Origin of the sequence: Spirosoma validum, assembly GCF_014699035.1 — a bacterium.
Lineage (GTDB): Bacteria > Bacteroidota > Bacteroidia > Cytophagales > Spirosomataceae > Spirosoma > Spirosoma validum.
Genome location: NZ_JACXAA010000011.1, coordinates 158980 through 173563, shown reverse-complemented (window position 1 = coordinate 173563; position 14584 = coordinate 158980). Strand labels below are relative to the sequence as shown.

At 46.8% G+C, this 14584-nt stretch carries 8 protein-coding genes; 3 read left to right on the top strand and 5 right to left on the bottom strand.

Annotated elements, in window-relative coordinates:
- Positions 1 to 45: 45 nt before the first annotated feature.
- From IC230_RS25195 to IC230_RS25180, 4 genes are all read right to left on the bottom strand, one after another.
- Positions 46 to 816, bottom strand: coding sequence for a class I SAM-dependent methyltransferase (locus IC230_RS25195; protein WP_191041838.1), 771 nt, complete (start codon positions 814 to 816; stop codon positions 46 to 48).
- A gap of 247 nt (positions 817 to 1063) precedes the next feature.
- Entirely contained in the window at positions 1064 to 1861 is a 798-nt protein-coding gene (locus IC230_RS25190) for a PKD domain-containing protein (RefSeq protein WP_191041837.1), read from the bottom strand.
- Positions 1862 to 1889: 28 nt separating this feature from the next.
- The gene (locus tag IC230_RS25185; RefSeq protein WP_191041836.1) at positions 1890 to 4274 is read right to left on the bottom strand and encodes a gliding motility-associated C-terminal domain-containing protein; all 2385 of its coding nucleotides are present in this window, start codon (positions 4272 to 4274) and stop codon (positions 1890 to 1892) included.
- A gap of 478 nt (positions 4275 to 4752) precedes the next feature.
- Positions 4753 to 5862, bottom strand: a complete 1110-nt coding sequence (locus IC230_RS25180) for an LBF_2804 family protein (protein WP_191041835.1) — start codon at positions 5860 to 5862, stop codon at positions 4753 to 4755.
- Between the two features lie 140 nt (positions 5863 to 6002).
- Between IC230_RS25180 and IC230_RS25175 the strand changes: the two genes are divergently transcribed.
- The 3 genes from IC230_RS25175 to IC230_RS25165 all read left to right on the top strand — a co-directional run bounded on the left by IC230_RS25175 (position 6003) and on the right by IC230_RS25165 (position 9919).
- Positions 6003 to 7115: a DUF3500 domain-containing protein gene (locus IC230_RS25175; RefSeq protein ID WP_191041834.1), complete on the top strand. Its 1113-nt coding sequence runs from the start codon at positions 6003 to 6005 to the stop codon at positions 7113 to 7115.
- Positions 7116 to 7199: 84 nt separating this feature from the next.
- Positions 7200 to 8804, top strand: coding sequence for a S8 family peptidase (locus IC230_RS25170; RefSeq protein ID WP_191041833.1), 1605 nt, complete (start codon positions 7200 to 7202; stop codon positions 8802 to 8804).
- A gap of 215 nt (positions 8805 to 9019) precedes the next feature.
- Positions 9020 to 9919 carry a carboxypeptidase-like regulatory domain-containing protein gene (locus IC230_RS25165; RefSeq protein ID WP_191041832.1) on the top strand — a complete coding sequence of 300 codons (900 nt, stop codon included), beginning with the start codon at positions 9020 to 9022 and terminating at the stop codon, positions 9917 to 9919.
- A gap of 555 nt (positions 9920 to 10474) precedes the next feature.
- On the opposite strand, the gene IC230_RS25160 is transcribed toward IC230_RS25165, so the two are convergent.
- A complete protein-coding gene (locus IC230_RS25160; RefSeq protein WP_191041831.1) occupies positions 10475 to 14524 on the bottom strand; it encodes a S8 family serine peptidase in 4050 nt (1349 codons plus the stop codon).
- Positions 14525 to 14584 lie beyond the last annotated feature (60 nt).

The window sequence follows — 14584 nt, the reverse complement described above, 5'->3', positions numbered from 1 at the left end:
TAGCGTAGATTACTGGTCAGATTACACGATTTTTGAAAAAATAAATTAAGCAGGCTTTTTCCAGGAGGTAAAAAAACCACTCGCCAATTGTTTCGGGATATAATCCGCTACGTGGCAATCTAATTTTTGCAGGATATAGCTTTTTCTTGTGAGAATTGAATATGGGAAAATACGACTAATGAAATTGGAGCTTCCCCAGCGTCGTTGAACAAAACCTGCATTTTCAATTAATTTTCGAAAACTATTTACTGAGAAAAATTGCGTATGCGTTAAGTCTTCATTCGAGCTTTGCAACGTAGTGTTTTTATAGCCCAGCAATCGTTTAAATGCTTCGACAGGTCTGCCTAAATTTTTAGAATGAAGCCACAACATTGGTCGTGTGACAAGTACCTCACGGGGACCCTGACCATTTGGGACAGTTGCTACCAGAATACCACCTGGTTTTAATATTCGATAAATCGATTTGACCAGTTCCCAGGGATGATCTAAATGCTCAAGCACTTCGCTACAAACGACAGCATCGAAATTATCATTGATCGAAAATGAATTGGCATCTGATACGTCAAAACGAACATTGTCAAACGTATTTAATTCTGTCGCATTTTTTATAGATACCGGATCAATATCAATTCCCAGTACCTTGTAACCTAAAGCGCCCAGGGCTAAAGAAATATTACCATTTCCGCACCCAATGTCCAGGATATATGCATCCTTTTTCTTTAAGTCCTTAATTGAGTTGACGATAAAATCAAGTCGCTTAAAATCTTCAGCATCCTGATACGTCGTGTAGTTGCTGTATTCTTTTTCGGAACTCATTGTGAAAGCGGTTAATTAGGTGATTATAGAAACAGGCTGTAGACTTATTTACAGCATAAAATTTGTAAGACAATACCAACGATTGTACCGTCAAATCAGTGATTACAGTCTGATCAAACTACAAATTGCTAGGTTGAGAAAAAGCTTAATTTAATCACGTTGATCTAGATGAATTTAAGGTTACGATTAGATTATTAGGATCTGATTGTCAAAAGATTAGTGCGAGTTAAATGAGTTATACTTACCGCTATTCACCCAGCATTTTTGTAGTACAGGTTCCATTTTTTACGGTAAAAGTGCCTGACCAACTCTGCGTTTTTGATTTAGCGTAATAGCTGTACGTTCCGGCTGGATAGGTTAGCGTTACGTATCCTTCTGCTCCGCACGCAGGCGCAGCCGATTGTGACCGGGTAATGATTCCCCGAAGACCGTTATCGACGTAAATTTCTATATCGGTAGCAACACTCGAATTTACCCAGAACAGGGCCGTACCTGTAGTGACAACATCTGTTATTTCTATACTTTTTGTGATGTCATCGATGCCAATAATATTTTTGGCATATAGCTGCACGGAATGAGTCCCATTGCTTTTAAATGTGATGACTGGACTTGGATCAGTGGAGGCTTGGCCATCGTTAAATATCCACTGATACCGATCCGCATTTGTTGATTTGTTGGTAAACTGAACACGTCCACCTGCGCCAATTGTATAGTCGAAATTGGCAACGGGTCTGGCCTGAACAGCCACGGTCGTTATTTCCACACTTCTGGTAATATCATCGGTACCTGCCCTCCCTTTAGCTATTAACTGTGCTGAATAAATTCCATTACTTTTAAACGTTATAAGTGGATTTGGATCGGTACTGGCTTGTCCATCCGTAAATATCCACTGGTAGCGATCTGCATCCTGAGATTTATTGGTGAACTGAACCCGCCCACCTGTGTCAACAGTAAAATCAAAATCAGCCGTTGGTTTAGGCGTTATTTTAGGCTGACAACCAAGGATTATTGAGCAGAAAAAGAGTAAATAAAACTGTTTTTTCATGAATTTCAGATTGAAAAATAAAACCTGCTTAACGTATCAATAAGACAACTCCGTTTATATTCTGTGCTTGTTTTGGTGTTGGTTTCAGCGTATAGGTGTAAGCGCCATCGGGTAATTTTTGACCGTTGAAAATGCCGTTAAAGGGCTGACTATATCCGCCATTTGTGTAAAAAATAATTTGACCCCACCGATTATAAATGGTTAATTCTGCTTCAGGATAAGCGTCAATTCCTTTTAGCTCCCAAACTTCGTTAACACCATCACCGTTGGGCGTAAACGCATCGGGTATTCCGATTCGCTGTCTCACTACTACGTGTACTGTTGCTTCTGCGCGACATCCTTCGGCATCTTCGATTTGTAGCGTATAGCTGATATCGTTATCCACGCCAGTCGCCTGCGTGATGGGTTGGGTAGGATCAGTGAGATAAGTCGTTGGTTGCCATTGACTGTGTACGGGCTGACTCGTTAGTACAGGACGCAGGTCAACGGTTCCGCCTTTCGATGTGCTGAGTTCAGGGGGTAACGTAACGCTCGGTACTGCGTTGACTGCTACGTATCGACTGGCACTACCGCTCTGACAGGCTGAAACACCTTTCACGGTATAAGTTATCAGGTGCTGTCCGACGCCTGCCTTTGACGGATCGAAGTGGGAATCTGCCGTACCGATACCAGCGAAGACGCCACCTGCTGGATAACCGTTCAGGGAAATCGGCGAACCATTTGTTCCGCAAATCGCCTTTAATGAATCAAGCGTAACATTGATTTTAGTGACCACAGATAAGCTGATAGGCTGGGACGTAGCTGAACATCCTGCTGAGTCACTTACACTGACACTGTACGTACCGGGCTGACGGGCGTAAAAAGTCGCTTTCAGGGCATTCGGAATCACCTGGTTGTTCAGATTCCAGACGTAGGTAATACCCCCGCCCCCTTGCAACGCTACTGAATCGCCCTGACAAAGCGCACTCGCTGATGATGTTATAGTTGCCTGTGGCGGTATACGGATTGATAACGTAACCGTGTCGGTATGCGAAACGCACCCGGCTGGATCTTTAACCAGGGCGGTGTAATGCCCAGGCTGACTCGTCGTAAAAAGGGCCGTTGTCTGGTTGGTTTGTTCCTGCTTGTCCAAATACCAGATGTAAGAATAAGACGTACCAGCGGGTGCTTTTAAGGTCACTTTATCCGTTGGACTGCACAACTTCCCCTCAACGGCAAGCTTGAGAACAGACGTATTACGCTTGATCGTAACTTTTGTCGATCGTTGTGATTGGCTGCATTGATTTTTTAACGACGTCTCGAGCGAGTACTCACCCGGCTCCGTAACGGTTATTGTTGGGCTTGTAGCTCCCGTAATGTTGCTACCGTTGATCTTCCATTGGTAGTGCCAGTCTTTGTTAACTGTTGCCTGTAATTCAGCTGATTTTCCTTCGCATAAGTTAGCCTCCGTTGCGCCAGTTGGCTGGTTCTGAATAGCGATGGAAGCCGTAGGTGGAATGGCTGTTGGACAGTCGGTCACTAAAAATTGATAATCACGCCGGATTTCGCCAATTTTTTCGCCGTTCCGAAACTCCTCAACTCGTATTGCAAAAACGAAAAGTCCGAGTTTCGTCGCTGTTACGGAAAGCTCACCCGTTTGAGGATTGATGGAAAGGGGGGGATTACCTGGGATTGTATTATCTGGACCGTAGCCAGCTATCCATTGCACTTCCGGGTAGGGCGCTGCACGTATGTATGGATTTCCGTTGGCATCCTGAAATCCATAAAGCGGAGTCGTTATTGAATAACGGAGCTGATCGCCGTCGGTGTCAGAAGCATTGAAATTAAAACGAAAGGGTTTGTTAATGCAGATGTATTCACCATCAAGCGTACCGAAAGCAGGGGATGAGTTAGTAACCGCTTTTCCATCTTTAATCAACGGCGGAAATTCCAGATAGTAAACATACCCAGCCCGGTTTGGTCGCTGAATGTTCGTAATGCCACCATTGCGGCAACAGGTTTGATAAGCCAGATAATAACCCGAAGGATCAGTGTATGTATTCGGATTTAGCTGTACATCGCCTTCGTAACGTACCAGACTTATTTTCATTTTTGCCTGAGTGGCACAAGCTTCATTCGCGAAAATGACAGGCGGACGACCATTGATAGTTTGATTATCAATACGTAGCGAATCAATAAGTTGATTATCCTGTTTTCGGTAAATAACAATGAGCGCATTGGCTGCCGCTGGCCAGGCCTGCAATTCATCAAAGCAATAGACCAGTGAAATCCTGAAATGACCTGGCTTATCGCCCAGAGCTTTCATTTCAAGATGCCCACCAACAATATGTGTGGCGCTGGCTAGCAGGGGCAAACACCCCAAAAAGACACACAGGTATAGCTGCCACCTCGCGAATTGGTTTGCGTACGGCATAACAAAGAGAAGCTATTAGGGGTGTGTTAGTTACTAAAACTATATAAAGATAAATATAAGGTTAATTTATCTAAAAAATTTAAACTATTTGTAAGTTAATTTTTCCTTTATATTAATTGTGTATAAAATGCAACTCAACAGTTAAGGATTACGTGTGTGCTTATAGGGCCACAGTTGAATTAGGTATATCGATCCCCCCGGCGCAGGATATCCATTCCAAGTCAGATTAAGGCTTCTTAGATACCAATAAAAGACTTTAGTCCTTTGAAGAAGCTGTTTAGCGTAGTGGAGGCAGGTTCTTAAACCTGCCTAATGCGGTTTCTCAAAACCGAATTGGATGAACCGTTCGGTTTTGAGAAACCGCATTAGGGTCAGATTTGAGAATCTGACCCCACCAAGACGTAGCCTAAATCTGGGAATTGCTAAGTCAAACAGCTTCTAAGAAAACTGGGAAGGAAATGAGAAGGAGTAACTTGTATTATACCCAAAGACCACGACCTTGATTATAATCGTTGCCTAACCGTTGAATTTCACTGGCCGAATACGTCAGAAAACCTTTATTACGTAATTCCCGAAGACGACGTTTTTCAAGCCAGGAAAGCTTGCCATCGACCAACACCCCAAACACAATCAGACGTTCCAGACTTCTACGCACAGCAGGTGGCGCCTGAAGCACATGTTCCGGAAAATTTCCCGTCAGTGGTGAATCAATTCGTAATCCGAAACGATCCATTAGCGTTTCGGTGAGCAGGAAATGGGCGTAATTATATTGGCGCTTCAGAATTGCTACGTATTGAAGTGCTTCGAGAATCAGTGGACGAAATTCGTCGTTTTTACCCCACTCATCGTGTAGTTCATGCACAAACTCGCGAATGGTGGTCGGCGCCATCACCCGAACCTGCGCTTCGTGAAGTACCTGCCACGATGCCCACGCATTCCAGACGGCAAAAATTGGCATACCGGCCAGATCAGTCATCTGACGTAGGGCATACCGGCCAATGAATCGCTTCAGGAAGAACTTTAGTACTAGGTTGCTGAAGACAGCTTTCCCAATATTAATCAGAAAGAATAAACTTAATCCCCAACGGGGCATATTTAGATACGGATCGATACCGAAGCGCAAAATACCCCGATTCGTTTTTTCGAGCGCTGCGTCGGCTAATGCCTGTAAATGTCGATCGTACTGAGCGTCATGAGCGCGCGGAAACTGGCATACCTGCATGATCGCTTTCACACCCCGTAGGTTTAGGGCGAGCAGTAAGTTCACTTCTGCGTAAACCAACAGAATTCCGTATAAAGTTGTAACGATCGGTAGTTCGTACGACTCGCCAAACAGGTCAATTGTGTTACTGGCAAACAAATCTGGCCACAGGTATTGGGGCCAATAAAGAAATAGGACGCCTGCTATACCCAGCAGAGACGCCATGAGTAAGGTTATGATTTTTGTCCGGCGAATTACCCGACTTTCAACAGGATTTAAAACGTATGGCTCGTCGGCAGGGTGAGTTGAATCGAGTGCCTGTCGCAGGTAACGTAATGCTAAGTGATCGAGCGGCCCCATACTATCGTTCGGTGGGCGAGTTGACATATCGTAGTACATTACAGTGCAGCTGTTTACTTAAACTGCCAAACGTCTGTGGTTGTTAGGATCAATTGTATATAATCTTGGATGGTAGGGTAAATTCAGAAGTCTGGGCACTTTCTTTCATGCGAATTAAAGCATTCATCATGAAGCAGTTTCTTTTCTTCTGGCTCCTGGCCGGGCAGGCCCTGGCTCAGGTTGTTTCACCACCTAAAGCACCAGCGGCTCAGCAACGTATCAAAGACGAAATGCTGAATGCCGTCACTGAATTTTTAGGAACCCTTACCCCTGAACAGCGTCAGAAAGCCACTTACCCATTTGAGGATACCGAACGGTTTAACTGGCATTTCGTGCCGAGGGAACGTAAAGGCTTACCGCTGAAACAGATGACGCCTGATCAGCGCCGGGCTGCGATGGCGATGCTCAAAACAGGACTGAGTGACCAGGGCTATGAGAAAGCGACGTCCATTATCGATATGGAAAACGTGCTGCGCGTGATTGATAATCGTCCACCAAACGATACGTATCGGGATCCCGAAAATTATTCGTTCACCGTATTTGGTAGTCCGGACGATAAAAAACCGTGGAGCTGGCGTATTGAGGGCCATCATTTATCCCTTCAGTTCTTATCATTGACGGGCCAGGTGCTGGCGCAGACGCCAACCTTTTTCGGCAGTAATCCGGGAATACTCGAATATGATACGAAGATGGCTGATAAACGCATGGGTGACGCACGGGTCAACGATCTTCCGCAGAAAGGTCGGCAAATCCTGAAACAGGAAACCGAGCGAGCTTTTGCATTGCTGAAAACGCTCGATGCGGATCAGCGGAAAAAGGCAATCATCGCTCCTGTAGCGTATCCCGAAATTCTTACCAGCAATAAACGTACTGCCTCTCTGGAGCGAATGGATGGACTAATGCTATCCGAGATGAAAGCCGATCAGCGAAAGTTGTTTCTGGATCTGCTGCAATCCTATCTAACAAACTACCGCATCACGTTGGCTAAACAGCAGATGGTGAAGTTAGAAAAGGCGGGATTGGATAGTTTGCGGTTTGCCTGGGCGGGCGATCTAACGCCAGAGCTTGGTGAAGGGAAAGGCTGGTATTATCGAATTCATGGCCCCACGATTCTGATTGAATACGATAATACGCAGACAAATGCCAATCATATTCACACCGTCGTGCGGGATTTAACCAATGACTGGGGCGAAGATTTATTGCGCGCACATTATCAGAATACTACGCATAACAAACCCTGAGCCATTCGTTTACCGTTTAACATTTTTTAAGCTGAAAATAAGACGAGTTTGCCGTAATTTGTGGGGATTTTTTGTTCTTAATTCATGAAGAAACTCCTCATAAGCGCATCGGTTTGTCTGTTTTCAGTGACCGCACAGGCGCAAACTACACAGTGGCATCTGCTCGATAAAACCGATAGCACCGCTGGAATCAGCGTGGAGCGCACCTATCGCGAACTCCTCAAAGATCGTAAACCTACCCCCGTTGTTGTGGCTGTCATTGACGGCGGCATCGATACGACGCACGAAGACCTTCGTCGGGTTCTTTGGGTCAATCCAAAAGAGATTGCCGGAAATGGAAAAGACGACGATAAGAATGGGTACGTGGACGATATTCACGGCTGGAATTTTATTGGTGGTAAAGACGGGCGTAACGTAACCCATGAATCCTCCGAAGCCACCCGTATCTACGTTGATTTAAAACCAAAATACGAAGGCAAAGACCGGAAAGCATTGAAACCTGAGCAGCAGAAAGAGTATGACCTGTATCAGAAAGTGAAGGCAGACGTACTGAAAAATCAGACTCAGTATAAAGCCCAGTATCAGGGAATCAGTCAGTTTTATACCCAGTTTTCTACGGCGGTCGATAACCTGAAAAAAACGCTGAACGTCACCAAGCTTGATACACTGACGCTTCGCAAAGCCGCCGATACGTTGTCGGATGCCAGCCTGAAGCGTCCGATAGCGGGAATCCTGCGGCTGTTACGTCAGCAAGGCGCTCCCGATACGGATGCTGTGATGAGCGAACTTGAAAAAGCGAATGAACAGCTCAAATCGCGGGCCGAGTACAGCTACAACCCCGAATTCGATAGCCGGTCTATTGTAGGTGATAATCCCAATGATGTGAATCAGCGCGATTATGGCAACGCCGACATCGCTGGCGAACGCCCGGATCATGGCACGCACGTATCCGGAATCATTGGCGCCGACCGGACGAATAACCTCGGGGTTATGGGCGTATCGGATGCCGTTCAGATTATGGGCGTGCGGGCTGTTCCCGATGGCGACGAACGCGATAAAGACGTTGCCAACGCAATCCGCTACGCTGTTGACAATGGTGCGCAGATCATCAACATGAGTTTTGGTAAGGGCTACTCGCCCCAGCGGAAAGCGGTTGAGGAAGCCGAACGCTACGCCCTGTCTAAAGGCGTTTTATTGGTACAGGCCGCTGGCAACGATGGCAGCGACATCGACACGGCCGCGAACTATCCATCGCCCCGGTATATAGATGGTGCGAGCATTCCGAACGTGATTACAGTAGGCGCTAGCGCTCGTCGAAACAATGCGGATCTGGTGGCTAGTTTCTCAAATTACGGTAAGAAAACGGTAGACGTATTTGCTCCAGGTCGGGATATTTATTCGACCGTACCGGGTAGTAAATATGAGAACAACAGCGGTACCAGCATGGCCTCGCCCGTCGTAACGGGAGTTGCTGCTGTTCTGAAGTCCTACTTCCCGAAGTTGACGTATGCCGATATTAAGCGGATTATTCTCCAGTCAGTAACACCCTATTCGGTGAAGGTACTACGTCCGGAATCAGACGTACAGGTAGATTTTGCGTCATTGTCAAAAACAGGTGGCGTTGTTAATCTCTACGAAGCTGTTAAGCTGGCGCTGGCGCAGGAAACCGCTTCTGGTAAAGCGAAATAAGCATAGAATACAAAAATAAAACTGGGGCAATCACGGCAATTTTGTTGTGGCTGCCCCAGTTTCTTATTGGGCTAGTAGCAGCTTGAAAAGACAAGTAACGTATGAATTTTGGCAGTAAACGAATTGGAGGCCTTTGCCGTTACCTTGGGTTGGTGTGCATAAATGTACTCGTCACATACACTATAAACGCGCAATCCATACGTACGGGAAAGGTAATGGATGCTAAATCAAAGCTTCCATTACCGTATGTCAATATTGGGATTATCGATCAGCCCGTCGGTACACTCTCGAACGCAGACGGTACGTTCTCTTTGTCAATCCCAGTTTCTTATCAGAGCGATTCGCTTCTTTTTACCAGTCTGGGTTATTCTCCTCAGAAGATTTCCATTCGATCGCTCACCGAAAACTCACTTATTTTTCTTCAGCAACGGGCCATCCAATTACAGGAAGTCAGGGTGGTTGCTGACAAAAACGTGAAGGTTTATGACTTAGGGAATAAGCTGTCCGACAACTCGTTTACATGTTCAGACTCGGCCAGTGCGGGAGCGGCCATGGCGCTGTTAATTGACAATAAATTCCCGCACTTTCATCGGAAGTTAACGACACCCTACTTGCTGCAAAAAGCGGCTATACTAATTGGTACCAATACGTTATCGGAATTTAAACTTCGCTTACGCCTGTTGGAGTATGATTCGCTGACCGGGCTCCCAGGGCAGGATTTGTTCGATAAAAATATAATCATTACGTCCCGACTTCAGCGGGAAGGCTGGATCGATATTGATTTGTCTAACTATGGCATTCGCATCGACCAGCCACGCTTCTTTCTGGCATTTGAGTGGATACTTGACGATAATGATCGGCGATGGGTCTTGAATCAGTATAAAGAGTTTGCCATAGCTAATCCTCAAAGGGTGAAAATTGATACGATTGTGGTTGAGGGCAAAAAGATACCTCACGTAAATTGGCGAGGTATCTCAGTCGGTACATCATTCCGGGTATCGACCTTACCCTATTCGCTCAAAAATTACCAGTGCTTCTACCGAACCAATAGCCAGGGGGCCTGGATACGTTCTTCGTTTATACTGACAGCTCGTTTGTTTGCCTCCAATGGTTAGTTTTTGTCGGGATTTTCTTGCCGATCATAGCTTCGAGAGTGTTTATCGAAAACAGCCTTATAGTACAGCAACCATAAAGAGGCAGACAAAAATGGCTGGATAATCAAGTATTGACTCATTGTATCGTAGTGATCGCATGTATTGGCCAAAGTGTGTCGCAGGCGCCACAATAATGGGAAAAATAACTACACTAGTCTACAGCAATAGATGATGTAAATTATAATTAACTGACTGAAAGTCAATTGTTATGTGCTTTTTGCGACAAATGGCATAAGTTTCGATAATCTCTTTTTAGGTGAGAGCCTCTAATATCAGTTGATCGCTACGTTAGGTAGCTTGTTATATAGATAGATTAATATACTCAACGTTCTAAGATTTTGGCCCGGCTCTTTGCCGGGCTTTTTTTTGGGATGGGCAGTTAACTACTAGAGGTGTTTGTTTTGACTTTGACATATAGCTGACTCTATCTGAATCAAAAAATAAATTCCATTGGCTGTTTTCCGAAGAGGAGTCAGCCAATGGAAAAAATAAATCGAGTTAAGCAAAGAGAGACCGTTATTGTTTTCGAAGCCTTTTGACGCCGATACGTTGCGCCTTACCATCTTCGATGACGACAAGGAAGGCCCCACCAGGTAAATCCGCTACGTCCAGAATGGCTGAATACGTTTGCCCATCACGCTGTAAGGTAGCCGTTCGTATTGTCAATCCGCGCAGGTCCAGTAGTCGAAGGGTAGGTGTTCCCTGTATGGACGATACGGCCGGTAAAGAAACGGTTACCTGTCGGGTCGCTGGGTTAGGATAAACATGTACTATACTGTCGCTCAAAATGGGTTCAGTAGCTAGAATCGTTACGTATACCTCATTCGAAATCGCTTCTCCACAACCATTTACGCTTCCTCTGACCGAATACCGGCCGGTTCTTGATGCACTATAGCTGGTTGACAACGCCCCCGAAATCGTGATACCGTCGAGCAGCCACTGAACGTTACCAGTAGCATTTGTTGACAGAATATAACTGTTAACGGTAATCGTTGGCGTTTGAGCAGTCTGTACACTTACCGTTACCGCCGATGAATTAACGGGTAAACAGCTATTGGCAACCTGCACAACATAACGACCCGCCGTAGCGGCCTGGAGTGTACTACTGGTGGCACCTGTTATCGCCTGATTATTAAGGTACCACTGATAAGAGAGTCCGGTTCCTGTATTGGCCTGAAGTGTAATGTTTGCACCCTGACAAATACTCGTTGCGCCACCGGGCGTGATGGTTGCCGTTGCACCCGTTCCGGTTTCGAGTGCGATGGTCGTACGCTGCGCATTCGGACAGTCTAGTGAGCGAACTTTTATATTGTAGAGATAATACCAGGCATCCGTAAGCGTATCGTTCACTGTTGACGTACGTGCATACAACGAACCTTTGATCTTTACGACCGGCGTACCAGTCTGTGTTCTCAATTGATACGGAAATCCGCTCACGCCAGTATTACTGCGAAAAATGGACGCGCCATTGGCGTACTCGATGGTAATTTTATAATCGCCGGCTGCCGGAATTCGTAGATTCAGCGGATAAATCGCGCCCTGATCATTCGGATCGTCGACCAACTGGCTATTGACGGTAGCGGTCAGGCTCTGATCGCGCGTAGGTGTAACGTCCAGCGTCACGCTCGAAATGGCCGTGTTGTCATATTTCCGTACAGTAAACGTTAACTGCCCCGCAGTACCAATGTACAGTCGTGCGCTTTCAATCGTCAGCGGTACAGCTGTTGAAATCAACGGAGCCGGGCCGAAATTACCACTGTATGTTCCACCACCGAAGGCTTTTTTATCGACGGGTCCAATGATAGCTGATAAATCATTCAGCGAAGCATAGAACTGGCCTGTAGCGGGTACTGATTTGATCGAAATCTGATTGCCAGTTGCCAATAGGTTGCCGCCTGTTGGCGCGTCATACCAAAACGCCGTTCCATCGCCTATGTTCCGCAACGAAATAAGTGTATCGCTGCCGCATCGCGTAGCCGTGTAACGCCCGACTGGCGCAACTGCCGTTGTCCGGGTTTCGGTAATCGTATTATTAGCGGTATTTTGATCAGTACTGAGGCTTGTCGTGATCACAAATTGGTACGTTTGCCCGGCGGCTAACGTAATGCCCGTTGCCGACTTCAGAGTCAGCAATGCATCGCTGAAAGGGGCTATAGTTGGAATACTGCCGGTTAAAGTCGTTACGTTGGCGTTAGTAACATCGGTAATGTTGACTGTAACGGGTACGTTCGTCTGCGCTACTGTGCCATAATTACGAACTCGCACCGCTACGTTGGCTTCGGTATTGGTTTGTCCACAGAAATTAGCTTCGGGTGAAACAAGGGCGACTACGCCAATGTCGTTACTGGTTTGCACGACGTTCAGGACATAATCCTGCGTTTCACCGTTGCCGTACGTACCACATGGATTAACAGCATTGGCATCCGTAGTTTCGGCAACCACCAGTCGCATCCGAATTAATTGATTGACAGTTACGCTTGCCGGAATCGTTACGTTAGATGTGAACTGACCGGTATTGGATAGAGATCCTGACGTAGCAATGGTTTCGCCTGCATCCGTAAACGTACCGTTGGCATTCCAGTCGGCAAACGCTTTTACGATCACGTTTTTCTGGGCACCACACGTACCCAGTGATACGGTCAACGGAATCAGTTGACCAGCCTGAACAGTCGTCGTTGTTTTTGTGAAATCTGTATAGGCTGTACAACCATCTGCCCCCGCCTGATTAATGCTACCAAACTGAACCCGGCTGATTTTTGTATCGGCCGTTGACGTTGGCGACGATGTACAATAAGCTGCACCACCTATGCCACTAACAATCAAAGCGTAATCTTGCCTGCTGCCACTTAGCGTTCCTTTGTGTGTTACGGCAATGGTGTAGGTCTGGCCCGGCACGGCATTCTCAATCCGGATCTGCTCGATATTGTCGCGAATGTTGTCGCCTGACGCAGCGGGATTTGCCGGATTATTCGGATCGAGCGTCCAGGGGAGGCTTGTCGTCTGGCCGGCACTTACACGAACGTCCAAGTCATTGACCAATCGGGGAGTTCGGTCATTGACGGCAGTGGTAGCCGTTCCGGCCGGGTCGTTCCAGGCAATGCTCACGACTAACGCACCGCGTCCTGAGGCAACTATTTGAAGCGTATCCCGCTGGCCCTGTGCAAGGGTTCGCTCACTAAGCAGGTGGCTTTTATCCACATTGCCAATCACACGGGCGGCCCGCTCGGTATTGAGCATTCCCCAACCAAATCGATAATCCGGGCCGGGCGTGGAGCCCGCTTCATTGGCTGTATGAATAACCAAACCCCGCAGTGTGGAAGAGCGCATGTATTTGCCCGTGTTGAGCTGCTCGTAATATTCCTGAAGAAGCAATACCGATCCGGATACATTCGGCGTAGCCATGGATGTACCACTCAAGCTCTCGTACGCGTTATCGCTGGATGAAGTACCCGACAGCACACTGACGCCAATACCAACAATATCAGGTTTGATACGTCCATCATCAGTCGGCCCCCAACTGCCGAAGTCTGCCAGTTTTACATCGCCGGGATAATTGTAGCCATTGGCTGGATTACTAATAGCCCCGACGATCAGAACGTTTTTAGCCGTACTCGACGTACTGATTTGGTCGTAACCCGACTGGTTGTCACGAGCAACCGTACTAACTCGGTTCCCATGATTGACCAGTATGTACGGTTGTCCGTCACCCGGATAGCTGCCATGATCGTTACCAGCGGCTTTGACCATCAGGTAATAAGGCGCATTGTTCGCAATCAGGTCCCAGCTTCGCGCCTGGCTGTTGTATAGACCAAATTTGTAATCGTACGTTCGGCTAATGGTTGTATCACCGTACCATTCCCATTGCGTAGTACCCGTCCGGTCAGGATTGTATTGAAACCCGGCATTTGTACCGTACGAGTGGTTGGAAACAAGTAGATTTGGCGCGGCTGATGTCATTTCCGATACATCGCTGTTGAAATCCCAGGCCTGTAGTTTTGCGCCATACGCCATGCCTCGTGCCTGTGCATTAACCCCCGCGCCAATCATGGTCGTTGCTACGTGGGTTGGGTGTTCTTCATCGACAACGGTTGTTGAAGCTCTATCCACCTGCGTAATGCGCCCGGTCAACTCGACGTGAGTAGCTCGTACGGCTCCTCCATCCCAGATTCCCAGTTTATTCTGTACGGAGGCACTGCTTCCTGATAAATTTAGCCCCAGACTGCCTCCGGTATATAACGAGGCTGTTCCGGTTGAAACAGCTATTTGGGCATTGCCGACATACGTTGTGTAATAAAGCAGATTACCGATTTCATCAACGCCTGCCAGTTCAACAACCTTCCCGTCTGAGCGAACTTCCCGGAGTGGTCTACCCAGTATTTTGGCCAGTGAAAGTGCCCGACTATAATCTGCTTCGTATGTTTTCTGGATGGTTTGCCGGAGTTGCTCAAGTTGCTGGCGTTGCAGGGCAGAGTAGGGGAGCGGTTGTGCCTTTACCATCGGGATACCAACCAGTAAAAAAAGCCCACAGAACAACCAGTATTTAAAAGACCATAAACGTTGTAGCATAATCAATAAAACCAGACCGTAACAGGCCCATAAATGAAAGTATATAGTCAATACGAAAAA

Bases quoted from the DNA above. Each gene is read 5' to 3' on its own strand.
- IC230_RS25195 (WP_191041838.1), bottom strand. From the start codon at position 816: ATGAGTTCCGAAAAAGAATACAGCAACTACACGACGTATCAGGATGCT.
- IC230_RS25190 (WP_191041837.1), bottom strand. From the start codon at position 1,861: ATGAAAAAACAGTTTTATTTACTCTTTTTCTGCTCAATAATCCTTGGT.
- IC230_RS25185 (WP_191041836.1), bottom strand. From the start codon at position 4,274: ATGCCGTACGCAAACCAATTCGCGAGGTGGCAGCTATACCTGTGTGTC.
- IC230_RS25180 (WP_191041835.1), bottom strand. From the start codon at position 5,862: ATGTCAACTCGCCCACCGAACGATAGTATGGGGCCGCTCGATCACTTA.
- IC230_RS25175 (WP_191041834.1), top strand. From the start codon at position 6,003: ATGAAGCAGTTTCTTTTCTTCTGGCTCCTGGCCGGGCAGGCCCTGGCT.
- IC230_RS25170 (WP_191041833.1), top strand. From the start codon at position 7,200: ATGAAGAAACTCCTCATAAGCGCATCGGTTTGTCTGTTTTCAGTGACC.
- IC230_RS25165 (WP_191041832.1), top strand. From the start codon at position 9,020: ATGGATGCTAAATCAAAGCTTCCATTACCGTATGTCAATATTGGGATT.
- IC230_RS25160 (WP_191041831.1), bottom strand. From the start codon at position 14,524: ATGCTACAACGTTTATGGTCTTTTAAATACTGGTTGTTCTGTGGGCTT.